This is a genomic window from Nocardioides sp., from assembly GCF_044226765.1.
Taxonomy (GTDB): Bacteria; Actinomycetota; Actinomycetes; order Propionibacteriales; family Nocardioidaceae; genus Nocardioides.
In genome coordinates this window covers 41,029-64,449 of sequence record NZ_JBGAGJ010000010.1, presented here as the reverse complement: position 1 = coordinate 64,449, position 23,421 = coordinate 41,029, and the positions used below count along the sequence as shown (strand labels likewise).

Annotated in this window: 24 protein-coding genes and 1 riboswitch; of the genes, 16 read left to right on the top strand and 8 right to left on the bottom strand. The window is 72.2% G+C overall.

The features are described 5' to 3' along the window. Positions 1–19: 19 nt before the first annotated feature. From ACILRH_RS18235 to ACILRH_RS18225, 3 genes are read right to left on the bottom strand one after another with little or no spacing between them, the layout of a single operon-like run. On the bottom strand, positions 20–1,186 hold the full coding sequence (locus ACILRH_RS18235) for a thiolase domain-containing protein (protein WP_395695480.1): 1,167 nt from the start codon (positions 1,184–1,186) through the stop codon (positions 20–22). Next, complete coding sequence (locus ACILRH_RS18230) at positions 1,186–2,253, bottom strand: thiolase domain-containing protein (RefSeq protein ID WP_395695479.1); 1,068 nt, start codon at positions 2,251–2,253, stop codon at positions 1,186–1,188. Before ACILRH_RS18230 ends, ACILRH_RS18235 begins: the two co-directional genes overlap by 1 nt. 17 nt (positions 2,254–2,270) lie before the next feature. Continuing rightward, positions 2,271–3,227, bottom strand: a complete 957-nt coding sequence (locus ACILRH_RS18225) for a Zn-ribbon domain-containing OB-fold protein (protein ID WP_395695478.1) — start codon at positions 3,225–3,227, stop codon at positions 2,271–2,273. Positions 3,228–3,295: 68 nt separating this feature from the next. On the opposite strand from ACILRH_RS18225, the gene ACILRH_RS18220 reads away from it, so the two are divergent. The 3 genes from ACILRH_RS18220 to fadD8 all read left to right on the top strand — a co-directional run bounded on the left by ACILRH_RS18220 (position 3,296) and on the right by fadD8 (position 6,642). After that, positions 3,296–4,339 (top strand): LLM class F420-dependent oxidoreductase, encoded by a 1,044-nt coding sequence (locus tag ACILRH_RS18220; RefSeq protein WP_395695477.1) that lies wholly within the window; start codon positions 3,296–3,298, stop codon positions 4,337–4,339. Between the two features lie 127 nt (positions 4,340–4,466). Further along, positions 4,467–4,588: riboswitch (cyclic di-AMP (ydaO/yuaA leader) on the top strand. A 21-nt stretch (positions 4,589–4,609) separates the two neighbouring features. After that, positions 4,610–4,948 carry a transglycosylase family protein gene (locus ACILRH_RS18215; protein ID WP_395695476.1) on the top strand — a complete coding sequence of 113 codons (339 nt, stop codon included), beginning with the start codon at positions 4,610–4,612 and terminating at the stop codon, positions 4,946–4,948. Between the two features lie 62 nt (positions 4,949–5,010). After that, on the top strand, positions 5,011–6,642 hold the full coding sequence (gene fadD8, locus ACILRH_RS18210) for a fatty-acid--CoA ligase FadD8 (RefSeq protein ID WP_395695475.1): 1,632 nt from the start codon (positions 5,011–5,013) through the stop codon (positions 6,640–6,642). An 11-nt stretch (positions 6,643–6,653) separates the two neighbouring features. On the opposite strand, the gene ACILRH_RS18205 is transcribed toward fadD8, so the two are convergent. Both ACILRH_RS18205 and ACILRH_RS18200 read right to left on the bottom strand, forming a co-directional pair. Beyond that, a complete protein-coding gene (locus ACILRH_RS18205) occupies positions 6,654–7,511 on the bottom strand; it encodes a phosphatase PAP2 family protein (protein ID WP_395695474.1) in 858 nt (285 codons plus the stop codon). A 48-nt stretch (positions 7,512–7,559) separates the two neighbouring features. Next, entirely contained in the window at positions 7,560–8,372 is an 813-nt protein-coding gene (locus ACILRH_RS18200; RefSeq protein ID WP_395695473.1) for a crotonase/enoyl-CoA hydratase family protein, read from the bottom strand. A gap of 47 nt (positions 8,373–8,419) precedes the next feature. Between ACILRH_RS18200 and ACILRH_RS18195 the strand changes: the two genes are divergently transcribed. From ACILRH_RS18195 to ACILRH_RS18175, 5 genes are all read left to right on the top strand, one after another. Beyond that, positions 8,420–10,081: an acyl-CoA synthetase gene (locus ACILRH_RS18195; protein ID WP_395695472.1), complete on the top strand. Its 1,662-nt coding sequence runs from the start codon at positions 8,420–8,422 to the stop codon at positions 10,079–10,081. Positions 10,082–10,131: 50 nt separating this feature from the next. Further along, positions 10,132–11,232 (top strand): NAD(P)H-dependent flavin oxidoreductase, encoded by a 1,101-nt coding sequence (locus tag ACILRH_RS18190; protein WP_395695471.1) that lies wholly within the window; start codon positions 10,132–10,134, stop codon positions 11,230–11,232. A 141-nt stretch (positions 11,233–11,373) separates the two neighbouring features. Next, positions 11,374–11,580, top strand: a complete 207-nt coding sequence (locus ACILRH_RS18185; protein WP_395695470.1) for a hypothetical protein — start codon at positions 11,374–11,376, stop codon at positions 11,578–11,580. Between the two features lie 36 nt (positions 11,581–11,616). Next, positions 11,617–12,471 (top strand): NAD(P)-dependent oxidoreductase, encoded by an 855-nt coding sequence (locus ACILRH_RS18180; RefSeq protein WP_395695469.1) that lies wholly within the window; start codon positions 11,617–11,619, stop codon positions 12,469–12,471. Positions 12,472–12,512: 41 nt separating this feature from the next. Beyond that, entirely contained in the window at positions 12,513–13,196 is a 684-nt protein-coding gene (locus tag ACILRH_RS18175) for a TetR/AcrR family transcriptional regulator (protein WP_395695468.1), read from the top strand. Here ACILRH_RS18175 and ACILRH_RS18170 read toward each other — a convergent pair. The 3 genes from ACILRH_RS18170 to ACILRH_RS18160 are packed head-to-tail and all read right to left on the bottom strand — an operon-like array spanning position 13,135 to position 16,970. Beyond that, positions 13,135–14,187 carry a hypothetical protein gene (locus tag ACILRH_RS18170; protein WP_395695467.1) on the bottom strand — a complete coding sequence of 351 codons (1,053 nt, stop codon included), beginning with the start codon at positions 14,185–14,187 and terminating at the stop codon, positions 13,135–13,137. The genes ACILRH_RS18175 and ACILRH_RS18170 overlap by 62 nt on opposite strands. 47 nt (positions 14,188–14,234) lie before the next feature. Continuing rightward, on the bottom strand, positions 14,235–15,485 hold the full coding sequence (locus tag ACILRH_RS18165) for a DUF1501 domain-containing protein (protein WP_395695466.1): 1,251 nt from the start codon (positions 15,483–15,485) through the stop codon (positions 14,235–14,237). A gap of 15 nt (positions 15,486–15,500) precedes the next feature. Beyond that, positions 15,501–16,970 carry a DUF1800 domain-containing protein gene (locus ACILRH_RS18160; RefSeq protein WP_395695465.1) on the bottom strand — a complete coding sequence of 490 codons (1,470 nt, stop codon included), beginning with the start codon at positions 16,968–16,970 and terminating at the stop codon, positions 15,501–15,503. A gap of 225 nt (positions 16,971–17,195) precedes the next feature. On the opposite strand from ACILRH_RS18160, the gene ACILRH_RS18155 reads away from it, so the two are divergent. The 8 genes from ACILRH_RS18155 (at position 17,196) to ACILRH_RS18120 (ending at position 23,418) form a co-directional block, all read left to right on the top strand. Further along, positions 17,196–18,545 carry a hemolysin family protein gene (locus ACILRH_RS18155; RefSeq protein WP_395695464.1) on the top strand — a complete coding sequence of 450 codons (1,350 nt, stop codon included), beginning with the start codon at positions 17,196–17,198 and terminating at the stop codon, positions 18,543–18,545. Beyond that, positions 18,542–19,603 carry a hemolysin family protein gene (locus ACILRH_RS18150; protein WP_395695463.1) on the top strand — a complete coding sequence of 354 codons (1,062 nt, stop codon included), beginning with the start codon at positions 18,542–18,544 and terminating at the stop codon, positions 19,601–19,603. The genes ACILRH_RS18155 and ACILRH_RS18150 overlap by 4 nt, the downstream gene beginning before the upstream one ends. A 114-nt stretch (positions 19,604–19,717) precedes the next feature. Further along, entirely contained in the window at positions 19,718–20,263 is a 546-nt protein-coding gene (locus ACILRH_RS18145) for a CDP-alcohol phosphatidyltransferase family protein (RefSeq protein WP_395695592.1), read from the top strand. Beyond that, complete coding sequence (locus ACILRH_RS18140; protein WP_395695462.1) at positions 20,256–21,182, top strand: DUF881 domain-containing protein; 927 nt, start codon at positions 20,256–20,258, stop codon at positions 21,180–21,182. The genes ACILRH_RS18145 and ACILRH_RS18140 overlap by 8 nt, the downstream gene beginning before the upstream one ends. Beyond that, positions 21,179–21,511 carry a small basic family protein gene (locus ACILRH_RS18135; RefSeq protein ID WP_395695461.1) on the top strand — a complete coding sequence of 111 codons (333 nt, stop codon included), beginning with the start codon at positions 21,179–21,181 and terminating at the stop codon, positions 21,509–21,511. Before ACILRH_RS18140 ends, ACILRH_RS18135 begins: the two co-directional genes overlap by 4 nt. Beyond that, a complete protein-coding gene (locus tag ACILRH_RS18130) occupies positions 21,504–22,280 on the top strand; it encodes a DUF881 domain-containing protein (protein WP_395695460.1) in 777 nt (258 codons plus the stop codon). Before ACILRH_RS18135 ends, ACILRH_RS18130 begins: the two co-directional genes overlap by 8 nt. Positions 22,281–22,349: 69 nt before the next feature. After that, a complete protein-coding gene (gene gcvH / locus ACILRH_RS18125; protein WP_395695459.1) occupies positions 22,350–22,736 on the top strand; it encodes a glycine cleavage system protein GcvH in 387 nt (128 codons plus the stop codon). Between the two features lie 142 nt (positions 22,737–22,878). Next, positions 22,879–23,418 carry an FHA domain-containing protein gene (locus ACILRH_RS18120; protein ID WP_395695458.1) on the top strand — a complete coding sequence of 180 codons (540 nt, stop codon included), beginning with the start codon at positions 22,879–22,881 and terminating at the stop codon, positions 23,416–23,418. Positions 23,419–23,421 lie beyond the last annotated feature (3 nt).

The following is a 23,421-nucleotide window of genomic DNA, read 5'->3' as shown; positions in this document are numbered from 1 at the left end:
CCAGCCTAGGCACGCGCCGCTAGTTGGAGGGCTTCTCCGACCCGACCACCCACATCGCGAAGAACTGCGACCCGCCGCCGTAGGCGTGGCCCAGGGCCCGGCGGACGCCGTCGACCTGGTGCTCACCGGCCGCGCCGCGCACCTGCAGCGCCGCCTCGCCGAACCGCAGCATCCCCGAGGCGCCGATCGGGTTGGACGAGAGCACGCCGCCCGAGCAGTTGACCGGCATCCTCCCGTCCATGGCGGTGGCGCCCGACTCGCTCAGTCGCCAGCCGCCGCCGTTCTCCTCGGCGAATCCGAGCGACTCCAGCCACATCGGCTCGAACCAGGAGAACGGCACGTAGATCTCGGCCGCGTCGATCTCCTCGATCGGGTTGGTGATGCCGGCCTGCTTCCACAGCGCCGCCGCCGCGTCGCGGGACGCCTGCGGGTTGACCTGGTCACGCTCGGCCGCGGTGGTCGCCTCCGAGCGCATCACGGTGCCGTGGATCCACGCCGGGTTCGGCGAGGCCGTCGCGGTGTCCTCGTCGACGATGACCAGCGCGCAGGCGCCGTCCGACGACGGGCAGGTCTCGTCGTAGCGGATCGGGTCCCAGAGCATCTGCGAGGCGAGCACCGACTCGACCGTCGTGTCCGGGTTCTTCAGGTGCGCGTAGGGGTTCTTGAGCGCGTTCTGCCGATCCTTGGCGGCCACGATCGCGCCGACGTGGGTCGGTGCGTTCGAGCGCCGGATGTAGGACCGCACGTGCGGGGCGAAGTAGCCCCCGGCGCCCGCGTGCACCGGCATGTTGAACGGAAGCGGCACCGAGAGCGCCCACATCGCGTTGGACTCGGACTGCTTCTCGTAGGCGACGGTCAGCACCTTGCGGTGCACGCCGGCCTGCACCAGCGACGACGCGACGATCGCCGTGGACCCGCCGACCGATCCGGCGGTGTGCACCCGCAGCAGCGGCTTGCCGGCGGCGCCCAGTGCCTCGGCGAGGAAGAGCTCGGGCATCATCACGCCCTCGAAGAGGTCGGGTGCCTTGCCGACGACGATCGCGTCGATCTCGTCGAGGGTCATCCCCGCGTCCGCGAGGGCCCGGTCGATCGCCTCGCGGCACAACCCGGCCATCGAGACGTCCTCGCGCTTGGCGCGGTGGTGCGTCTGGCCGATCCCGACCACGGCTGCCGGCTGCTTGGCCATCAGTTGCTCGCCCCTTCGGGAGTGGCGTCCAGGACGCACAGGAGGTTCTGCTGCAGGGCCGGACCGGACGTCGCGTGGGCGACGGCCTTCGTCACGTCGCCGGACCAGATCCGGGACGCCGCCTCGCCGACGCGGATGCCGCCGCCGGAGAACATCGGGTTGCTGGTCAGCGCCCCGCCGGACGGGTTGATGCGGACGTCGTCGGCCAGGCCGAGCTCGCGGCGCAGGATCAGCTCCTGGTGGCTGAAGGGGGCATGGAGCTCGGCGAGCTCGACGCCGTCGAGGTCGACGGCGGCCGCAGCGCGCGCCGCGGAGGGTGAGCGGGTCAGGTCGCGCGTGCCCATGCTGATCGGGTCGATGTGGTGCGCGAGCCCGGAGATCCAGGCCGGCCGGTCCCGCACCTCGCGGGCCCTGTCTCCCGCCGCGAGGACGAGCGCCGCCGCCCCGTCGGTCACGGGGGAGCAGTCGTGCTTGCGCAGCGGGTCGGCGTACAGAGGTCGGGCGAGCAGCTCCTCCACCGACGAGCCCCCCTTGCGGATCGAGTACTCGTTCTTCTCCGCGTCCGTGAGCGACCGGTTGGCCACCTCCGCCATCGCCCGCTCGTCCCAGGTCCCGGCGTCGATCCCGGCCCGGGCCTGCAGGCCCGCCAGGGAGACGGTGTCCACCCACAGCGGCGTCATCGTGTACGGCTCGAGCTGCAGGGCGAGCGTCCGGCGCAGCACTCCGGCCGAGCTCTTGCCGAAGGCGTAGACCAGCGCGGTGTCGACCTCGCCGGTCTGGATCTTGATCCAGGCCTCGTACATCGCCCACGCGAGGTCCATCTCCACGTGGGACTCGTTCACCGGTGGCATGACGCCGATCGCGTCGACCGCCGAGACGAAGGAGAACGACCGGCCCGCCAGGTAGTCGGACGAACCGGAGCACCAGAACCCCACGTCGTGGCGGGTCCAGCCGGTCTGCTCGTAGCACTCGGCGAACAGCGGGACGAGCAGCTCGACACAGGTCGGCGACCCGTCGAACTCCTCCATCTGTCGCTGGGCGAACCCGACGACGGCAACGTCTCTCATGGACTGGCTCTCCTGGCTCAGAGGTGCTGCTTGTAGGTGTCGTAGTCGGCGTCGGGGTCGCCGGTCGGCTCGAAGTGGTCGATGTTCTCCAGCGAGTAGGTCCACTCCTCGCGGGGCTTCCACACCGCCCTCACCCGCATCCCCATCCGCACCTCGTCGGCAGGAACGCCCAGGATGAGGTGCAGCACGGCGATGTCGGCGCCGTCGAGCAGGACGTACGCGGAGACGTACGGCGGGGTGATCTTCTGACCGAGGAACGGCACGTTCACGATGCAGAACGTCGTGATGGTGCCCGTCTGCGAGACCTCGACCTCCTCCGCGGTCGGGGTGCCGTCGGCCGGGCAGGCGCTGCGCGGCGGGACGTAGACCTTCTGGCAGGTGGGGCAGCGCTGACCGACGATCCGGCCCTCGTTGAGGCCTCGGTAGAACGCGCTCTCCTCGGGGGAGGCGGCGTACAGGTAGTCCAGGGAGACCGGCACGACGACTCCCGTGACCGGCTCGCCGGTGGTCGAGCTTGTCGAGACCCCGGAGCCATCCGCGCTCGCCATCTCGAAGCACGCGATGTCGGTGATCGCGCCGACCCGCTCGGACGCCCAGCGCACCTGCACCCGCATCCCGGTGCTGACCTCGTCCGGCGACGACACGTCGAGCGCGTGCAGGAACGGCGCGTCGGCGCCGTCCAGCGTCACCAGCGCGAACGCGAACGGCCGGTCGAAGGGCTGGCCCTTGACGGGCTCGGGCACCCAGGTCCACGAGGTCACCGTCCCGGTCGAGCCGACGTCGACGAGGTCGGTCAGCGCCTCGTGGGTGACCGGGTCGAACTCGGGCGGCGGGACGACGACCCGGCCGTCCGAGGTCCGGCCGCCGACGACCCGTCCGTCGCGCAGCCCGGTGAGGAAGGCGCCGAGGACCGGTCCCGTCGAGCGGGTGTAGTCGAACGCTACGGTGACCGGTGCTGACAGTGTTCGTGTCATGGTCCGAAAGTAGAACACGTTCTAGGATCGGGCAACAGACCCGACGGCCACCGGACAAGGAGAGCAACATGAAGCTGGGACTGCAGCTCGGCTACTGGGGAGCGCAGCCCCCGCAGGGGGTCGGCGAGCTCGTGGCGGCGGCCGAGGAGGCCGGCTTCGACGCCGTCTTCACCGCCGAGGCATGGGGGAGCGACGCCTTCACCCCGCTCGCGTGGTGGGGCCGCGAGACCTCCCGGTTGCGGCTGGGGACCTCGATCGTGCAGATGTCGGGGCGCACCCCGACCTCGATCGCCATGCACGTGATGACCCTCGACCACCTCTCGGGCGGCCGCGTCGTGCTCGGCATGGGCGTGAGCGGGCCCCAGGTCGTGGAGGGCTGGTACGGGCAGCCGTTCGGCCGGCCGCTGGCCCGCACCCGCGAGGTCGTCGACATCATCCGCAAGGTCCTCGCCCGCGAGGCGCCGGTCACCAACGACGGTCCGCACTACCCCCTGCCCTACCACGGTGAGGGGTCGGTCGGGCTCGGGAAGCCGCTCAAGCCGATCGTGCACCCGCTGCGTGCTGACGTGCCGATCTGGCTGGGGGCGGAGGGGCCCAAGAACGTCGCCCAGACCGCCGAGATCGCCGACGGCTGGATCCCGATCTTCTACACCCCGAGGTCGGCCGGCATGTACCAGCCGTGGCTCGACGAGGGCTTCGCCCGTCCCGGCGCGCGGCGCACGCGTGCGGACTTCGAGATCGCCGCGACCTGCCACCTGCAGGTCGTGAGCGGACCCGAGGAGAAGGCAGCGGTCCTGGACGCGATGCGCCCCTTCGTGTCGCTCTACATGGGCGGGATGGGCGCCAAGGAGGCGAACTTCCACAACCAGGTGTTCGTCCGGATGGGCTACGAGGACCTCGCTGCCGAGGTGCAGAAGCTCTACCTGGGGGGCGAGAAGGACCGGGCCACGGCCCTGATCCCCGACGAGCTGGTCGACGACATGCACATCATCGGCACGGCCGGCGAGGTCAAGGAGAGGGTCGCCCAGTGGGAGGAGACCGGTGTGACCACGCTGCTGCTCAGCTGCCGGTCCGCCGGCGAGGTCAGGGCGGTGGCCGAGCTGCTCGCGTGAGCGGCGCCACAGGCGCGTCGGTTTGCGGCGGGAGGGCGTGATCGGCCACCCTCGATGACGTCTCGCGCACGCGGGACGGCCATCCGAGCGCCGAGTCCTGCCCGGGCGGGTGGCCCCACGACGTACGTTCCGGGCAGGAGCGGGGGACCCACAGGTTCCACGGGCCGCACAGGCCCTCGGGGTGAAGCCATCCGTCGACAGCGGCGGTGGCCGGGCAGCTCCAGCCCGAACCCGACAGCTCACCTCGCAGGCGCCCCGGAGGACCTCACCATGCGCATGCGCACCCTCGCGTCCGCGGCCGCCCTCGCTGCCGCCACCCTCGCGCCCGTCGTGGTGCTCGACGCCCCGGCCGGCGCCGCGACCACGCGGACCTGGAACCGGATCGCCCAGTGCGAGTCCGGCGGGAACTGGCACATCAACACCGGCAACGGCTACTACGGCGGTCTCCAGATCAGCGGGAGCACCTGGCGCGGGTACGGCGGCGGCCGGTTCGCCTCGCTCCCGAGCAAGGCGTCCAAGCGCCAGCAGATCAAGGTCGCCGAGCGGATCCGCCGCGGGCAGGGCTGGGGCGCCTGGCCGACCTGCTCGGCCCGCGCCGGCGTGCGCTGACCTCCTGACGAACGTCGCCGGAGGGCTGGCCCTGGGCTAGAACACGTTCTAGTCTCAGGGCCATGACGCACGCCGACACCCACGACCTGCGCCTCGGGACCCACAACGGCCATCTCATGGTCGCCGCGCTCAAGCGGCACCGCGACGAGCCGGTGATGCACCTCGGCGACACCACGATCACCGGCGGCCAGGCCGCCGAGCGGATGAGCCAGTACGTCCAGGCCTTCGAGGCGCTCGGCGCCGGGCGCGGGACGGCGGGAGCCCTGCTGGCGCTCAACCGCCCCGAGGTGCTCTTCATCCTCGGTGCGGGGCAGACCCAGGGCCTGCGGCGCACGTCGCTGCACCCGCTGGGCTCGCTGGACGACCACGCCTACGTGATCAACGACGCCGAGATCACCAGCATCACCATCGACCCGGTGCCGATGTTCGTCGAGCGCGTGCTCGGGCTGCTCGAGCGCTGCCCGCGCCTGGAGAAGGTGCTCACGATCGGCCCCGTGCCCGACGAGCTCGCCCACGTCGGGCAGGACCTGGTCGCGACCGCCGCGTCGTTCGAGCCGGTGCCGCTGGAGGCGGTGACCCTCGACCCCGACCACGTCGTGTCGATCACCTACACCGGGGGCACGACGGGCAAGCCCAAGGGCGTCATCGGGCTGTCGCGCCAGATGAACACCATGACCCAGATCCAGATGGCGGAGTGGGAGTGGCCGGAGGCGCCGCGGTTCCTCATGTGCACCCCGCTGTCGCACGCCGGTGCCGCGTTCTTCGTGCCGACGGTGCTCAAGGGCGGCTGCCTCTACGTCCTGGCCAAGTTCGACCCGGCCGAGGTGCTGCGGACCATCGAGGAGCAGCGGATCACCGCGACCATGCTGGTCCCGTCGATGCTCTACGCCCTGATGGACCACCCCGACTCGCACACCCGCGACCTGTCGTCGCTGGAGACCGTCTACTACGGCGCCTCCGCGATCAACCCGGTCCGGTTGAAGGAGGCGATCGAGCGGTTCGGCCCGATCTTCGCCCAGTACTACGGTCAGTCCGAGGCGCCGATGACGATCAGCTACATGTCTCGCGCCGACCACGCCGCGGCCGTGGCCGAGGGCGGGGACGTCGGCCGGCTCGCGTCCTGCGGACGGCCGTCGGCGTTCCTGCGGACCGCGCTCCTCGGGGAGGACGGTCGGCCGGTGCCGGTCGGGGAGCCCGGGGAGATCTGCGTGGCCGGACCGCTCCTGGCGGGCGGCTACTGGAAGCTGCCCGACGAGACGGCCGAGACCTTCCGCGACGGCTGGATGCACACCGGGGACGTCGCGCGGGAGGACGACCACGGCTTCTGGTACATCGTCGACCGCACCAAGGACATGATCGTCACGGGCGGGTTCAACGTCTTCCCCCGCGAGGTCGAGGACGTCGTCGCGACGCACCCCTCGGTCGCGCAGGTGGGGGTGATCGGCACGCCGCACGAGAAGTTCGGCGAGGCGGTGACCGCGATCGTGGTGCTGCGGCCGGACGCACCGGCCGACGAGGAGTCGATCGCCCGGATGACCGCCGAGATCCAGGAGATGGTGAAGGAGCGGAAGGGGTCGGTGCAGTCGCCCAAGCAGGTCATCGTCACCGACGCGCTGCCGCTGACCGGTCTCGGCAAGCCGGACAAGAAGGCGCTGCGCGCGCGGTTCTGGACGGGCGACCGGGCGGTCGGCTGAGCGGGTCCGCGCTAGCCGGACGGCTCGGCGGCCGCGACCGGCGCGGGCACCGGGTCCTCGGCGGCCGCCACGCGGCGAGCGGCGCGGTAGCGGCGCACGGCGGTGTCGACCGCGAGGCCGACGAGCAGCAGCACCACGGCGACCGCACCGTCGAGCCACCAGTGGTTGGCGGTGGCGGCGACGACGAGCGTGGTGAGGATGACGTGGGGGAGGAAGACCCACCGCCAGATACTCGTGCTCGCCGCGACGATGCCGAGCGAGACGACGGCGGCCCAGCCGACGTGGATCGAGGGCATCGCGGCGAACTGGTCGGACACGCCGCGCTGGACGTCGGGGCCGTAGACCGAGATCCCGTAGTGCTGGGCGAGGTCCTCGTAGCCCAGGTCGGGGAAGAACCGTGGGGGAGCCACGCGCACGAACCGGATCGCCAGGCACCCGGCGGTGCAGACGACCAGGCCGTTGCGCCAGTGGGGGTACTTGTCCCGGTGCCGGAAGAACATCCAAGCGAGGAAGACCAGCAGGGCCGGGACGTGGACGGTGGCGTAGTACCAACTGGTCGCCGACGCCAGCCAGTCGCGGCTGAGCACGAACTGCTGCACCGAGAGCTCGCTGGGCAGGTGCATCGCCTGCTCGAGCGACGCGATGTCGCGTCCTCGGCCCATCGCGCCGGTCGTGGTCGCCAATGGCAGCATCCGGGCCAGCCGCCACACGGCGTACAGCGAGGCGACGAAGGCGAACTCGAGGGCGAACGGCTCGAGGTGGGACTGCTGGTGGGGGAGCCGGGCCGGGCGCACGGTTCGCAGCCCCAGCCACACCAGGATGCTGATCAGTGCGGCCACGGCGGCTTGGTCCCAGGTCGGCCACGGCATCACCGACGAGTCTGCCAGGTGGGTCGCCCCGCGGTGCGCCGAACCCGCTCAGCGGCCCTTGAACTGCGGGGCGCGCTTCTCGGCGAACGCGCGCGGGCCCTCCTTGGCGTCCTCGGAGGCGAACACGGCCATGCCCACCCGTGCGTCGTCGGCCCAGCAGTCGTCCTCGTGGCGGCCCTCGGAGTCCCGCACGGTCCGCAGGATCGCCTGGACGGCCAGCGGCCCGTTGGCGCAGATCAGGTCGGCGATCTCGTGCGCCTTGGTCAGCGCCTCGCCGTCGGGCACGACGTGGCCGATGAGCCCGATCTCCTTGGCCTCGGGGGCCTTGACCTGGCGGCCGGTGAGCAGCATCTCCACGGCGACGGTGTAGGGGATCTGGCGGGGGAGCCGCACCGCCGAGCCGCCCATCGGGTAGAGGCTCCACCGGGCCTCCGCGACGCCGAAGCGCGCCGACTCGCCCGCGATCCTGATGTCGGTGCCCTGCAGGATCTCGGTGCCGCCGGCGATGGCCGGGCCCTCGACGGCGGCGATCAGCGGCTTGGTGAGACGGAACCCCTTGAGCAGTCCCTTGAGCACCGACGGGTCGAACCCGGCCTTGAAGCTGTCGTCGGGGGAGCGCTTGGTCGCGGCCTTGAGGTCCATGCCGGCGCAGAAGTAGCCGCCCGCGCCGGTGAGGATGCAGACCCGGATCTCGTCGTCGGAGTTCACCCGGTCCCAGGCGTCCTCCATGATCGCGAGCATCTCGCCGGACAGGGCGTTGCGGGACTCGGGTCGGTTCATCGTGACGACGAGCTTGTGCCCGTCCTGCTCCACGAGGCAGTGCGGCTCGTGGGGCGGTTGCTCGGGCGGGGCGTCGGTCATGGGTCGGGATGCTAGCCAAGAACGAGAACGTGTTCTAGTCTCGCGCCGTGGCTCACAACATCGCTGACCTCTTCGAGCACGCCGTCGATGCCGCTCCCGACAACCTGGCGGTCAAGGTCGGGGACCGCGTCGTGACGTACGCCGAGCTGGAGGCCGACGCCAACCGGCTGGCGCACTACCTGCAGTCCCAGGGCGTGGGCCCCGGCGACCACGTCGCGATCTATGCCAAGAACAGCATCGAGCACGTCGTCGCGACGCTCGCGATCGTCAAGATCCGCGCCACCACGATCAACGTGAACTACCGCTACGTCGAGAGCGAGCTCGACTACATCTTCGAGAACGCCGACGTGGTGGCGCTGATCCACGAGCGTTCCTACGCGCCGCTCGTGGCGGCCTGCTGGCCCAAGCACGCCCAGCTGCGGGTCGCGGTCGTCGTCGACGACGCGCTCGACCCCGCCGACGAGTCGGACTACTCCTCCTACGGCGGTGTGCACTACGACGACGCGATCGCCGGCCAGAGCCCGGAGCGCGACTTCGGCGAGCGCAGCCCCGACGACATCCACATCATCTACACCGGCGGCACCACCGGCTTCCCCAAGGGCGTCATGTGGCGCCACGAGGACTTCTGGCGGGTGCTCGGCGGCGGGATCGACTTCTACACCGGCGAGCCGCTGGAGGAGTACACCCAGTCCAGCCAGGCCAACGACCCCCGCATGGTCACCTTCCCGCTCAGCCCCCTCATGCACGGCGGCGCGCAGGCCGGGCTGCTCATGCACCTGTTCGCCGGCCACCTGACCATCCTCGAGCCGAAGTTCGACCCGGTCCGCACCTGGGAGATCATCGAGCGCGAGAAGGTGCAGCTGATCTTCATGACCGGCGACGCGATGGCCCGCCCGCTCATCGATGCCTACGAGGAGAAGGCCGCGACCGGCACGCCGTACGACGGCTCCAGCCTGTTCGCCATCTCCAGCAGCGCGGCCATCTTCAGCCCGCCGGTGAAGGCGCGCTGGATGGCAGCGTTCCCGAACGCGGTGTTCACCGACTCGGTCGGGTCCACCGAGACCGGGTTCGGCGGCATGGGCATGCAGGACCCCAACAACATCTCGACCGACGGACCGGTCGTGGGGCTCGGCCCCGGCAGCGTGGTCCTCGACGAGGACAACAAGATCCTGGACATGGAGACCAACGTCGGCCGCACCGGGCGGCTGGCCCGGGGTGGCTCGGTGCCGGTCGGCTACTACAAGGACCCGGCCAAGTCGGCCGCGACGTTCATCGAGATCGACGGGGCCCGCTACTCCGTGCCGGGGGACTTCGCCCGCATCGAGGAGGGCAACCGGGTCACGCTGCTGGGGCGCGGGTCGAACTGCGTCAACACCGGCGGCGAGAAGGTCTACCCCGAGGAGGTCGAGATGGCGATCAAGCACCACGACGCCGTCTACGACGTCCTCGTGGTCGGCGTCCCCGACGAGAAGTACGGGCAGGCGGTCGCGGCCGTCGTCGAGCTGCGCGAGGGCCAGACGCTGGAGCTGGAGGAGCTGCGCACGTTCCTGCGCTCCCACCTGTCCGGCTACAAGCTGCCGCGCTCGCTCACGATCGTCGACCGGGTCCCGCGCAACGCCACCGGCAAGGCGCAGTACCCCGCGGCCAAGGAGATCGCCATGGCCGGGTTCGCCGCCAAGGCGCCGACCGTCGACCCCACCTCCGTCTGACGCACCGCCACCAGCCAGCCACACCAGTCCCGGGAAGCAGAGGCCATCGCATGCGCACCCCCATCTGCGACGAGTTCGGGATCGAGCTCCCGATCTTCGCGTTCACCCCGTCCCAGCACGTCGCCGCCGCGGTGTCCCGGGCAGGGGGCCTCGGGGTGCTCGGCTGCGTGCGCTTCAACGACCCCGACGAGCTCGAGGAGACCCTGGCCTGGCTCGACGACAACACCGACGGCAAGCCGTACGGCGTCGACATCGTCATGCCGATGAAGATGCCGACCGAGGGCACGTCGGTGGACCTGAGGTCACTGATCCCGCAGGAGAACATCGACTTCGTCGAGCGCACGCTGCAGAAGCTGGGGGTGCCGCCGCTGCCCGAGGGCGAGGGGCGTGAGGGGGTGCTCGGGTGGCTGCACTCGGTCGCCCGCTCGCACCTCGACGTGGCGCTCAAGCACCGGCCGGTGCTCATCGTGAACGCGCTGGGCTCGCCGCCGGTCGACGTCATCGAGACCTGCCACGCGGCGGGCATCAAGGTCGCCGCCCTGGCCGGCACCGCGGGACACGCGCAGCGCCACGTGGAGAACGGGGTCGACATCATCGTGGCCCAGGGCTACGAGGCCGGCGGTCACACCGGTGAGATCGCGAGCATGGTCCTGCAGCCCGACGTCGTCGACGCCGTGGGACCGGACGTCCCGGTGCTGGGCGCCGGCGGCATCGGCTCGGGCCGCCAGATCGCCGCGTCGCTGGCGCTCGGCGCCCAGGGGGTGTGGACCGGATCGATCTGGCTCGGCACCGAGGAGTACCAGAACCTCCAGTCGAACGCGGGCTGGACCGAGGCGTTCACGCGGGCGACCTCCTCGGACACGGTGCGCACCCGCATCTACACCGGCAAGCCGGCGCGCCTGCTCAAGACGAGGTGGACCGAGGCCTGGGCGGAGGAAGGCGCGCCCTCGCCACTGCCGATGCCGCTGCAGAACCTGCTGGTGGCCGACGCTCACAACCGGATCAACGCCTCCGGCGACCCCGACGTCATCTCGATGCCGGTCGGCCAGATCGTGGGCCGGATGAACCAGGTGCGTCCCGTCGCCGACGTGGTCGCCTCGCTGGTCGAGGAGTTCGAGGCGGCCGTGGCGCGCCTGGACGGGATCGTCTGACCCACAGGGCGCAAGAGGGAGTTCCTCCAGACTTGCGCAAGGCGGCGGTTCGGCCTCGTCCGCGCCCCCCTCGTGTGCCAGCCTGGAGACAGGGAGAAGGGGGCTTCTCCCGGCACGACGAAGCTTCTGGGGGGAACTTCGATGCGTGAGATCCTGCACGCCGTGGCGATGGTGCTGGTGCTCGCCGTCGCCGGTCTGTGCCTGCTCGTGCAGGTCAGCGACGTCAACCGGGCACTGGACCGGATCAGCCACGACGACCGGGCGGTCGTCCAGCAGGTGAGCAGCGACACCGGCGGCGCTCCGCACGCGCCGCACGGCACCCGGACCACGCAGCACGCCGGTCGCTGACCGGGACGGCTTGCGAGCCGACGTACGGTCGGGCGCATGAGCGACGCACCGACCGTGGCCCTGCTCGGGACCGGCACGATGGGCGCCGGCATGGCGCGCAACATCGCCGCCGCCGGGCTCCCGCTCCGGGTCTGGAACCGCACCCCCGACAAGGCCGCACCGCTCGCTGACGTGGCGACCGTCGCCGACGCCGCCGCGGACGCCGTGGCAGGCGCCGGGATCGTGGTCACCATGCTGTTCGACGCCGACTCCGTGGCCGAGACGATGGCGGCCGTCCGCGACTCGCTCACCGACGGCGTCGTCTGGGTACAGAGCACGACGGTCGGCGTCGACGGCGCCGACCGGCTCGGACGCCTCGCGGCCGAGCTCGGTCTCGTGTACGTCGACGCGCCCGTGCTCGGCACCAGGAAGCCGGCCGAGGACGGGGCGCTCCTCGTGCTCGCCTCCGGGCCCGACGACGCGCGGGACGCGGTCGCCGGCGTCTTCGACGCGATCGGCTCCCGGACCGTGTGGCTGGGGCCGGCCGGCGCCGGGTCCCGGCTCAAGCTCGCCGCGAACGCCTGGGTGTTCACGGTCGTCGAGGGCGTCGCCGAGTCACTGGCGCTGGCGCGCGACCTCGGGATCGACCCACGCCTCTTCCTCGACGTCGTCCGCGGCGGTGCGCTCGACGCGCCGTACGTCCAGCTCAAGGGCACCGCGATGCTCGACGACGAGCTCCCGGCCGCGTTCGCGCTCGCCACCGCGCTCAAGGACGTCGACCTGATCCTGGCCGCGGCCGAGGGCGCCGGGGTCGACCTGGCCCTGATGCCCGGCATCCGCGCCCACTTCGCCCGCGCCGTCGACGACGGGCACGGCGACCTGGACATGGCAGCCACCTACCGCTCGCACTGACTGGCACACTGTCGCGGGTCCACGAGCTGACAGGAGGCCAGGTGCCGCGGATCGACGCACCGACGGTCGCCGAGCACCGTGCCCGCCAGCGCCGGTCCCTGCTGGACGCGGCCCGCGCGCTGCTCGCGGAGACCGGTTCCGCTCCGTCGATGGCGGCGGTGGGGCGCCGCGCCGGTCTGGCACGCACCAGCGTGTACCAGTACTTCGACTCGCCCGAGGCGCTCCTCGAGGTGGTCGTCGGTGACGTCCTCCCCGACTGGGCTGCCCAGGTGCGGGCTCGCGTCGAGGCGGCCGAGGAGCCCGCGGAGCGGGTCTGGGCCTACGTCGAAGCCAACCTGGCGCTCTTCGCCGGCTCCGAGCAGGCGGTCGCGCAGGCACTGGTCCGGGTGGTGGACCCCCAGGTCCTGCGGGGACCGATGCAGGAGTTCCACGTCCGTCTCCAGGGCCCGCTGCGAGAGGCGCTGGCCGACCTGGGTGAACCCGACCCCGGCGCGGTGGCCGACCTGGTCGACGCCATGGTCGTGCACGCCTCCCGCGCGACCGGGGCCGACCACGTGGAGGGCCCGGGTGGCGCCGGCGACCCGGAGCGGGCGTCGGCGCTGCTGCGCCGCCTGCTGGGCGGCTACCTGGGCGACCCGCCGGGCCGGCAGGGGGACCGCGACGTCAGCGACGCAGGTCGGGGTGGGCGCGGCCGGCGACGAGCGGGAGGTCCAGGTAGGTCTTGATCCCCGGGTCGGCGGCGACGACGTAGGGGATCGAGTTGACGCAGTGGACGGCGGTGGCGACCACGCCGGGGTTGCGCGCCAGGCCGGCCTCGACGGACTCGGGCTGCCAGCCCTTGATCGTGACGAAGCAGTCCGGGTCACCCTGCACCTCGACCTCGAACCGCTCACCCTCCGGGCCGAAGGTCCACGGCGGGTCGAGGTGCTCCTCGCCCATCAGCCAGTTGACCGCGATCCGGACCACGCAGGCGTCGCCGACGTAGGCCTCCCAGACGAACCGCTGGGCCGCGACGTGGCCGGGCTCGATGACGCCGATGGGCGTGTCGATGGGCGCCGTCGCGACCGCGACCTCCTGCGAGGTGCGGATCTCGGGGTCGGCCGCGAAGCCGAGTGTGTCGACGCACATCCGGGCGGACTGGATGAACCCGCCGGAGAGCAGGCCCAGCATCGGGCCGCCCATCGCGTCCTCGGGCAGGCCGCCGAACATCATGATGTGGCGCACCACGTCGGGGGCATCGTAGGTGCGGATGTCGGAGAACTCCTCACCGCGCACGAACGTCACGGCCGAGGAGAGCGCGGAGAACATCAGCGGGTGCAGCTCGGTGATGCCGCCGGGGTTGATCCCCGTGCCGTGCAGGGTGGTGCCGCCCTCGAGGCAGGCAGCGGCGAGTGGCGCGCCGTCACGTTCGGTCGGGTAGAACCAGCCGACCGGCGTGACGACGTTCTTGCCCGAGCGCAGGAGCGCGGCCACCTCGTCCCGGTCGGGGATCAGCGGTGCGTAGACCACCGCGTCGGCCTCGAGCGCCACGATGTCCTCGACGCTCTGGGTCGCACGGACGCCGAGCGGTCCGGTGCCGATGATCTCGCCGACGTCCAGACCGTCCTTGGTCGCGGAGTGGACCCAGCAGCCCACCAGCTCGAGCTCGGGGTGCTGGAGCACCGCCTCGATCGCGGCCCTGCCGACCCCGCCGGTCGCCCACTGGATGACGCGCACGGGCGTCACTGTCCCAGGTAGAACGTGTTCTCGTCCAGGGTGGCCGGTCAGCGCGAGGCCATCACGCCGACCGGCTCGGGGGAGAAGCCCGGGAACACGGTGGCCGTCGATGCGTCGAACCTGCTGGTCACGACCTCCGAGAGCACGCTGCGGTAGTCGGTGGTGACCAGGAGGTCGGCGTCGTCGTCGTCGCTGAGGCCGGCCCAGCTCCCGTAGTAGCGCCCGCCGCGGACGCCGGCGCCGGCGAGCAGCATCACGTTGCCGTAGCCGTGGTCGAGCCCACCGCTGCCGTTCTCGACCACGCGCCGGCCGAACTCGCTGATGGTCACCAGGGTCACCTTCGACGCCTGGCTGCCGAGGTCACCGAAGAACGCCGCCAGCGACGTGGCCAGGTCACCGGCGTTGTCGTGCAGCCGGCCGTGGTCGACGCGGCCGAGGTCGGAGTGCATGTCCCAGTCGCCCTGGTCGACGGTGATCACCTCGACCCCGACGTCGCCGCGGATCACGCGTGCGACCTCCGAGAGCGCCCGGCCGAGGTCGGTGTCCGGATAGGCGTCGCGGTGGTCGGAGGTCGCGCGCGCCGGGGCGAAGTCGTCGATCGCGTCGAACAGCGACCGCATCGCGTCGCCCAGGGGGCCGCGGTCGCCGTCCCACAGGGTGTGCAGCGACGTGCGCCGTCGCTGCGTGGTGCTCGCGTCGTCGTCGCCGGAGATCTGGAGGGAGTCGACCCCCCAGGCCGAGATGACCTCCTGCGGACCGAAGAGGGACGTCGGGACCACACCACCGCCGACGTTGAAGCCCTGGAGCGGCGACCTGCTGGCGTCGGTGCCGATGAGGCGGTTGAGCCAGCCGGTGCGCACGGTCGATCCCGGGTCGGCGTCCTCGACCTCCTCCATCGCCGAGAAGTGGGACCGATTCGGCGTGGGCAGCCCGGTCGCGTGGACGGCAGCGAGCCGACCGGCCTGCCACAGGGGCACCAGCGGTGCGAGCTGGGGATGCAGGCCGAACATCTCGTCGGCGACCAGGAGCCGCTCGGCCGGGACGGCGATGGTCGGGCGGGCGGAGTAGTAGACCGGGTCCCCGTGGGGGACCACCAGGGACAGCCCGTCGCAGGCCCCCCGCAGGGACAGCACGACCAGCACGGCAGGGGCCGGCGTCGGGGAGGCGGCCGAGGTCGTGACCGCCGCGGTGCCGATCAGGGTGGTCGCCCCGGCCAGGGCGGCGGCACCACCGAGCAGGGTCCGGCGGGAGATCCGCAGCATCTCGTCACAGCAGGGCGTCGGGGTGGTGGGAGTCATGGGTCGGTCCACGGGTCAGCGGGTCAGGAAGGCGGGGGAGTCGAGGCAGGTGGACAGGACGCGGAACATGTCCCAGCGCACCACGGGGTGGTCGCTGGTGATCCGCTCGCGCGGCCCGGCGCCGGTGGCCTGGCAGCAGGCGCGCAGCAGCTGGGCGGTCGCGGGGCGGTGCAGGATCCGGCGGGACACGTGGTCGACCAGGACGTCGAAGCGCACCGGCAGGCGCGGGGCCCACCACGCCGGGGGGTGGTAGGTGATGCCGCGGTCGGGCCACCATCCGCCGGCGAGCCCGACGTGGGTCTCCATCGACGCCATCATCCGCGAGGGCGACGCCCAGGACCGGTTGTCGAGCGGCTGCCCGTCCGGGCGCGGCCAGCCGAACGGCATCTGCCCGATGTTCGAGGCCTGCCAGAGCAGCTGGTTGGCGGCGTACCGCTCGCCGGCGGCGGTGGGCGGCGGCGCGGCCACGCGCAGGTCCAGGGCCCGGTACGTCGCGACCAGGTCCTCGCCGGGGTCGCGGACCTTCGCGCCCACGGACCGGCGGAACTCGTCGGTCCGGACCAGGGCGCGCAGCACCGGGACGATGGCGGTGTCGTTCGCGAGGTAGACCGCCGCGAGGTGACCGACCAGGGCGTCGGAGGGGTCGTCGCGGACGAACTTGACCGCGAGCTTGCGGGCGACCCGGCGGGCCGTGGCGGGGTGGTGGGCCAGGTAGCTCAGGTAGGAGGCCGTGACCGCGCGGCCGTCGGAGTCGGCGTTGGCGTGGGAGAACCCCATCACCCGCACCGGCCCGCGCCAGTGCCACGCGGTGCGGTACTCCGGGCGGAAGGTGTCCCACATGTCGACGCTCCAGCCGGTGAGGATCCGGGCGGAGTCCTTGACGTCGTCCTCGCCGTAGTGGCCCCGGCCGACGGTGTGCAGCTCGAGCAGCTCGCGGCCGAGGTTCTCGTTGGGGTGGGTGCGGTCGGAGGTCACGTTGTCGAGGTTGATGAGCATCGCGGGGTGGGTCACCACGGCCTGCAGCAGGTCCTCGAAGCTGCCCAGGGCGCCGGCGCGGACCGTGTCGCCGAAGTCGACGCGCCAGAAGCACTGGGCGTCGCCGCTCGCCGGGACGTTGAAGTGGTTCTCCCACAGCTCGGTGAGCATCTCCAGGACCGGTCGCCGGGAGCGCATCCGGCGCAGCAGCACCCAGCGCTGGTAGTCGAGCATGACCTCCCACCCACCCTCGACTCCGGACCGCTGGCGCTGCCACAGGTCGGTGGGCGTCCGCGACAGGCTCGGCCACCAGGCCCGCAGCGCGTCGGCGTCTGGATCGGGGATGGACCCGGGCGTCAGCTGGCGCTCGAACCATGGTCCGGCGCCCCCGGCGGCCGTGACCTCGCGCTCGAGCGCCGGGGTGATGCCGTAGGAGAACCGGCCGACCAGGTGCCGGGCGGCGGCGGGCAGCAGCGGAACGGTCGTGTCGCGGGCTGGCGCGATCGTCATGCTGGCTCCCGAGTCGGCCGCGGGCCGGTGACACCGCGGTCGGTCCAGGCTAGGTCCGTGGGGCGCGCCGCGGGCGGTTTCGGCCGGAAGGGCGCCCGACGCACCCGACCGCTACGATCAGGGGACCGACCCCACACCGTGAGGACCCCACGACCGCCCCATGGACGGCTCCCACAGTCCCCAGCTCTCCAGCCGTCGTCCTGCCGACGGGCGAGGAGAGCCACGATGACCGCCTGGCTGCTGCTGCTGGCAGCACTGCTCCTCATCGCCGCGTGCGGTGTCTTCGTCGCGGCCGAGTTCAGCTTCGTCACCGTCGACCGCAGCCAGGTCGAGCAGGCCGCGGCCTCCGGTGACAGCAGTGCCCGTGGGCTGCAGCAGGCCCTGCGGTCGCTGTCGACCCAGCTCTCCGGGGCGCAGGTCGGCATCACGGTCACCAACCTGGCCATCGGCTACCTCGCGGAGCCGGCGATCGCCGACCTCATCGACGGGCCGCTGCTCGCCGCCGGTGTGTCGCCGAACGCGGTGACGCCCATCGCGGTCGCCGTAGGCCTGACGCTCGGGACCGTGCTGACGATGATCTTCGGCGAGCTGGTCCCCAAGAACCTCGCCCTGGCCAAGCCGATGGCGGTCGCCCGGGCCACCCAACGGTTCCAGCGCACCTTCACCGCGGCGGTCCGCGGGCCGATCAAGGTCCTCAACGGGTCGGCGAACGCGGTGGTGCGCCGGCTCGGCATCGAGCCGCAGGAGGAGCTGCGCTCGGCGCGCAGCTCCACCGAGCTGGCGTCGCTGGTGCAGCGCTCCGCCGACCTCGGGACCCTCGACGCGGAGACCGCGGAGCTGATGGAGCGCTCGGTCGAGTTCGGGGCGCGCACCGCCGGCGAGATCATGACGCCGCGGGTGCGGACCGTCAGCCTGGACGCCAACGACCGGGCCGCCGCGGTCATCGAGCTGACCCGGGAGACCGGTCACTCGCGCTTCCCTGTGCTCGACGCCGAGGAGAACGTCGTCGGCACGGTGCACGTGAAGAACGCGGTCGCGCTGCCGGTCGGCGAGCGGGCGACGACGCGGGTCAAGCACCTGGTCGCGCGGCCGATCGTCGTCCCGGACTCCCTGCGACTCGACCCGCTGCTGGCCCAGCTGCGCGACGAGAGCTTCCAGCTCGCGGTCGTCCTCGACGAGTACGGCGGGTTCGCCGGCATCGTGACCCTGGAGGACGTCGTCGAGGAGATCGTCGGCGACATCTCCGACGAGCACGACCGGCTCAGTGCGAACGCGCGCCGGCACCGCGACGGCTCCTGGTCGCTGTCCGGCCTGCTCCGGCCCGACGAGGTGGACGACGTCACCGGGGTCGAGCTGCCCGAGAACGAGGACTACGACACGATCGCGGGCCTGGTGCTGCGGCTGCTCGGCCGGGTCCCCGAGGTCGGCGACCGAGCCGAGGTGGCCGTGCCCGACCGGACCGACCCGGAGGAGGTCCGCGAGCGCCTCGCGGTCCTCACGGTCGAACGCATGGACGGCCTGCGGATCGACCGGCTGAGGCTGCGGGTGCCCGACGCGGACGGCGGTGCCCCGTGAGCCCGTCGACCGCCGTCCTCGTCGCCGTGCTGCTGCTGCTCGGCAACGCCTTCTTCGTCGGGGCCGAGTTCGCCCTGGTGTCGGCGCGGCGCACCCAGATCGAGCCCCGGGCCGAGGCCGGGTCGCGGATGGCGCGGACCACGATCAAGGCGATGGAGAACATCGCGCTCGTCATCGGGGTGAACCAGCTCGGCATCACCGTGTGCTCGCTCGTGCTCGGCGCGGTCGGCGAGCCGGCGGTCGCCCACCTCGTCGAGCCGGTGCTGCACGCGCTCCACCTGCCTCCGGGACTGCTCCACCCGGTCTCGTTCGTGATCGCGCTGTCCGTGGTCGTCTACCTGCACGTGGTGCTCGGCGAGATGATCCCCAAGAACATCGCGCTCGCGGCGCCCGACCGCGCCGCGCTCGTCCTGGGCCCCCCGATCTGGGCGATCGTGACCGTGCTGCGCCCGGTCGTCGTCGTCATCAACGCGATCGCCGCGCTCATGCTGCGGCTGCTCGGTGCCCGGCTCACCGACGAGGTGGCGTCGACGTACACCCGCGAGGAGGTGGCCGCCCTCGTCGAGGAGTCGCGGGGCGAGGGCCTGCTCGCGGCAGACGAGTACGACCGGCTGGCCGGGGCGCTCGGCTTCACCGAGAAGACCGCGGCCGCGGTGCTGATGCCACCGGCCTCGCTGACGACCGTCGAGCGCGGCGCGACGGGCGCCGAGATCGAGGCACTCTGCGCGGCGACCGGGTTCAGCCGGTTCCCGGTGGCCGCCGGCGACGAGCTGCTCGGCTACCTGCACATCAAGGACGTGCTCGAGACCGACGACGCTCGCCGTGAGCGGCCGGTCGAGGACAAGTGGATCCGTCCGTTCGCACCGGTCGGCGAGGCCGAGCCGCTGCACGACGTGCTCGAGACGCTCCAGCGCCGCGGCGCCCACATGGCCCGCGTGGTCGACGAGGAGGGGCACACCCTCGGCCTCGCCACGCTGGAGGACGTGATCGAGGAGCTGGTGGGCGAGATCCGCGACGCGGCCCACCACGAGGACGCGGTGGGCCCGGACCGCCGTTAAGGTGGCGTCGGCAGGCCGGGCGCACCGGCCGGGAGAGCAGACGGGCAGGCAGTGGCGGAGGACTCGACGCGCGGACGGGACAGCCGCGTCTGGACGGTGCCCAACCTGCTCAGCATGCTGCGGCTGGCCGGCGTGCCGGTGTTCCTGTGGCTGGTGCTCGGCCCCGAGGCCGACGGCTGGGCGCTGGTGCTGCTGGCGGTCATGGGCGTCACCGACTTCCTGGACGGCTACCTCGCCCGCCGCCTGGACCAGACCTCGGCGCTGGGCCAGGTGCTGGACCCGGTGGCCGACCGCCTCTACATCCTCGCGGTGGTCGTCGGGCTCGCGCTGCGCGACGTGATCCCGTGGTGGGTCGCGCTCTCGCTGCCCCTGCGCGACCTGCTGCTGTGGGGCCTGGTGCCACTCCTGCGCACGCGCGGCTACAGCGCGCTGCCCGTGCACTTCCTGGGCAAGGCCGCGACCTTCAACCTCCTCTACGCCTTCCCCCTGCTGCTGCTGGGCGACGGTGACGGGACGCTGGCGACCCTGGCCGACGTGTTCGGCTGGGCCTTCGCGATCTGGGGGATCGGTCTCTACTGGTGGGCGGGCATCCTCTACGCCTGGCAGGTACGGACGCTGCTGCGCACCACCGAGCGACGGCCGGCGGCCTCCGGTGCCTGAGGCGCCGACCGTCCCGGCGGCAACCCCGGTCGACCGGGCGAACATCCCGCTGCTGACGCTGATCACCCAGCAGGCCCTCGACGAGGACTACCGCGTCGTCGCCGACCGCCGCGCGTCCGCCGCGCCACCGGGGGAGTCCACCGGTCGGCCGCACCGGGAGCGCGCCCAGCGGGGCAGCACGCGGCCACGCCCGCACTGGACCGCCGCCGTCGTCGTCGCCGTCTTCGGCCTCATGGTCGCGATCGCCGCCGTCCAGACCTCGGCCGGGCAGGACGTCCGCAGCGCCAGCCGGACCACGCTGGTCGCCCAGATCTCCGCCGGCCAGGACCGGCTCGCCGACCTGCAGCGGCGCATCGTGCGCCTGCGCGAGGCGGTCGTCGCCCAGCAGACCAGGCTCGACCGGGTGACCAGCGACCAGCAGGCCGCGGCCACCCGACTGCAGCGCGCGGGGGCGGCCACCGGCTTCGGTGCGGTCTCGGGCCCGGGGGTCCGCGTCACCGTCGACGACGCCGCCGACGGGACGCTGGTCCGCGACCGAGACCTGCGCCTGGTGGTCAACGGGCTCTGGCGGGCCGGCGCTGAGGCGATCGCGGTCAACGGCCAGCGGCTCACCGCGCGGTCCGCCATCCGCAACTCGGGGGACGCGATCCGGGTCAACAACCGGTCGCTGTCGCCGCCGTACGTCGTGACGGCGATCGGCGACGAGCAGACGCTCCAGGCAGACCTGATGGAGACCACGACCGGACTGCGGTTCCGCGACACGGCCGACACCTTCGGATTCCCCTGGAGCATGGAGAATGTGGACCAGCAGACGCTTCCGGCCGCTCCGGCCCGAGTTGCGCGACTGCGCTTCGCCGTGAAGGGTACGGCCGAGCAGAACCAGCACGATCAACAGCGTGAGAAGGGGGTACCGCAGTGATCGCGGCGCTCGGCCTGCTCGTGGGCATCGTCCTGGGCGTCGTCTTCCAGCCCGATGTGCCGCTCGGACTCGAGCCCTACCTGCCGATCGCCGTCGTTGCCGCCCTCGACGCCGTCTTCGGCGGCCTGCGCGCCTACCTCGACGGGATCTTCGACGACAAGGTCTTCGTCGTCTCGTTCATCAGCAACGTGGTGATCGCGGCGGCGATCGTCTTCCTCGGCGACAAGCTCGGTGTCGGCGGGCAGCTCTCCACGGGCGTCATCGTCGTGCTCGGCATCCGGATCTTCTCCAACGTCGCGGCGATCCGCCGCCACCTGTTCCATGCCTGACGCGCCGCAGCACGACCAGCCGGTGCCGGCCGAGCCGGCGACCGGCCAGCAGCCCTCCGGACGCGAGCGGCTCCGCACCGCCCTGGTGCGGCCCACCCGGGGCCAGCTGGTGGTGGCCGTGCTGCTGGCCGTGCTGGGCTACGCCGCGGTGACGCAGGTGCGGTTCACCCACGTCGACAACACCTACGCCGGGCTGCGGGAGCAGGACCTCGTCGAGGTCCTCAGCGGCCTCGCCGGCACCAGCCAGCGTGCGGAGTCGGAGATCGCGCGGCTCCAGCGCACCCGCGACGACCTCCAGTCCGACACCGGGGCGCGGGAGGCGGCGCTGGCGCAGGCCCAGCAGCAGGCCGACAGTCTGGCGATCCTCGCCGGGACGGTCCCGGTCACCGGGCCCGGCATCCGGCTGACCGTCACCGAGGAGACCGGGGCGGTCGACGTCCAGAGCATGGTCGACACCATCCAGGAGCTGCGCACCGCCGGAGCCGAGGCGATCCAGGTCAACGGCGAGGTGCGAGTGGTGGCCGACACCGCCGTCGAGGATGCCCCGGGCGGGCTGCTGGTCGGGGGGCAGCTGGTCAGCTCGCCGTACGTCATCGATGCGATCGGCGACCCGCACACCCTCGACGAGTCCGGCGTCAACTTCCCCGGCGGTCCGCGGGACCTGTTCGCCGACGACGGCGCCTCCACCACCGTCGACCAGCTGACCTCTCTGGACATCGAGAGCGTCGTCGACCCCGCCAAGCAGCAGTTCGCCACCCCCTCCTCGTGACCGGTCCGGCGGATCGGCGGCAGGCCCGGTAGCCTCACGCCCGTCAGCCCACGTCCCGGAGGAGACGCCTTGTACCCCGACGACCTGAAGTACACGACCGAGCACGAGTGGGTGCGTGAGCCCGGTGAGCAGGCCGGATCGGTCCGGATCGGGATCACCCACTACGCCCAGGACGCCCTCGGCGACATCGTCTACGTCTCGCTGCCCGAGGTCGGGGACACGGTCGAGGGCGGCAGCACCTGCGGCGAGCTGGAGTCGACGAAGTCGGTGAGCGACGTCTACGCGCCGGTCTCCGGCGAGGTCGTCGCACGCAACGACACCCTGGACGCGACCCCCGAGCTGGTCAACAACGACCCGTACGGCGGCGGCTGGCTCTTCGAGGTCGTCCCCAGCGACCGCAGCCAGCTCGACGCGCTGCTCGACGCGGCGGCGTACGAGGCCTCGCTCGACGCCTGACCTGGCGCGACCGCCCGGCGGGGTGGCTTGATCGGCCCGGCCCGGCTGATAGGTTCGGGAGAACCATCAACCTCAACCCCGCGTTGAGGGTTGTCACCGTGAGGGTTGTGCGTCAGGACGCCCGGACCGAAGGACTGAAGCGATGCCGTTCTGCACTGCGTGTGGCCAGCAGAACCCCGACGACGCGCGGTTCTGCTCCCAGTGCGGGACCCGCCTCGTGCCGTCGGCTTCCGGCTCCGCGGCCGGGGCAGGGACCCCGCCGGCGCCGGGTGCCGACGAGTCCACCGCGACGATCAACCTCGGCAGCGCCGACAAGGTCGAGACCTCCGACCGGCAGCTCAACCCGGTCGACGCCGCAGCGGTGGACGCGCTGCCGACCGGGCACGCCCTCCTCATCGTCCAGCGCGGCCCGGGGTCGGGCAGCCGCTTCCTCCTCGACGCCGACGTGGTGACGGCGGGCCGCCACCCCGACAGCGAGATCTTCCTCGACGACGTGACGGTGTCGCGGCGGCACGCGGAGTTCCACCGCACCGGGGACACCTTCACCGTCGGCGACGTCGGCAGCCTGAACGGCACCTACGTCAACCGCGACCGGATCGACCGGGTCCAGCTGGTCGACGGCGACGAGGTGCAGATCGGCAAGTACCGGCTGGTGTTCTTCTCGGGGCACGCGGCCGGGTGAGCC

What these genes read in the sequence shown, in the direction of transcription:
- ACILRH_RS18235 (WP_395695480.1), bottom strand. Translation starts at nt 1,186, where the DNA reads ATGGCCAAGCAGCCGGCAGCCGTGGTCGGGATCGGCCAGACGCACCAC.
- ACILRH_RS18230 (WP_395695479.1), bottom strand. Translation starts at nt 2,253, where the DNA reads ATGAGAGACGTTGCCGTCGTCGGGTTCGCCCAGCGACAGATGGAGGAG.
- ACILRH_RS18225 (WP_395695478.1), bottom strand. Translation starts at nt 3,227, where the DNA reads ATGACACGAACACTGTCAGCACCGGTCACCGTAGCGTTCGACTACACC.
- ACILRH_RS18220 (WP_395695477.1), top strand. Translation starts at nt 3,296, where the DNA reads ATGAAGCTGGGACTGCAGCTCGGCTACTGGGGAGCGCAGCCCCCGCAG.
- ACILRH_RS18215 (WP_395695476.1), top strand. Translation starts at nt 4,610, where the DNA reads ATGCGCATGCGCACCCTCGCGTCCGCGGCCGCCCTCGCTGCCGCCACC.
- fadD8 (WP_395695475.1), top strand. Translation starts at nt 5,011, where the DNA reads ATGACGCACGCCGACACCCACGACCTGCGCCTCGGGACCCACAACGGC.
- ACILRH_RS18205 (WP_395695474.1), bottom strand. Translation starts at nt 7,511, where the DNA reads ATGCCGTGGCCGACCTGGGACCAAGCCGCCGTGGCCGCACTGATCAGC.
- ACILRH_RS18200 (WP_395695473.1), bottom strand. Translation starts at nt 8,372, where the DNA reads ATGACCGACGCCCCGCCCGAGCAACCGCCCCACGAGCCGCACTGCCTC.
- ACILRH_RS18190 (WP_395695471.1), top strand. Translation starts at nt 10,132, where the DNA reads ATGCGCACCCCCATCTGCGACGAGTTCGGGATCGAGCTCCCGATCTTC.
- ACILRH_RS18185 (WP_395695470.1), top strand. Translation starts at nt 11,374, where the DNA reads ATGCGTGAGATCCTGCACGCCGTGGCGATGGTGCTGGTGCTCGCCGTC.
- ACILRH_RS18180 (WP_395695469.1), top strand. Translation starts at nt 11,617, where the DNA reads ATGAGCGACGCACCGACCGTGGCCCTGCTCGGGACCGGCACGATGGGC.
- ACILRH_RS18165 (WP_395695466.1), bottom strand. Translation starts at nt 15,485, where the DNA reads ATGACTCCCACCACCCCGACGCCCTGCTGTGACGAGATGCTGCGGATC.
- ACILRH_RS18160 (WP_395695465.1), bottom strand. Translation starts at nt 16,970, where the DNA reads ATGACGATCGCGCCAGCCCGCGACACGACCGTTCCGCTGCTGCCCGCC.
- ACILRH_RS18155 (WP_395695464.1), top strand. Translation starts at nt 17,196, where the DNA reads ATGACCGCCTGGCTGCTGCTGCTGGCAGCACTGCTCCTCATCGCCGCG.
- ACILRH_RS18145 (WP_395695592.1), top strand. Translation starts at nt 19,718, where the DNA reads ATGCTGCGGCTGGCCGGCGTGCCGGTGTTCCTGTGGCTGGTGCTCGGC.
- ACILRH_RS18130 (WP_395695460.1), top strand. Translation starts at nt 21,504, where the DNA reads ATGCCTGACGCGCCGCAGCACGACCAGCCGGTGCCGGCCGAGCCGGCG.
- ACILRH_RS18120 (WP_395695458.1), top strand. Translation starts at nt 22,879, where the DNA reads ATGCCGTTCTGCACTGCGTGTGGCCAGCAGAACCCCGACGACGCGCGG.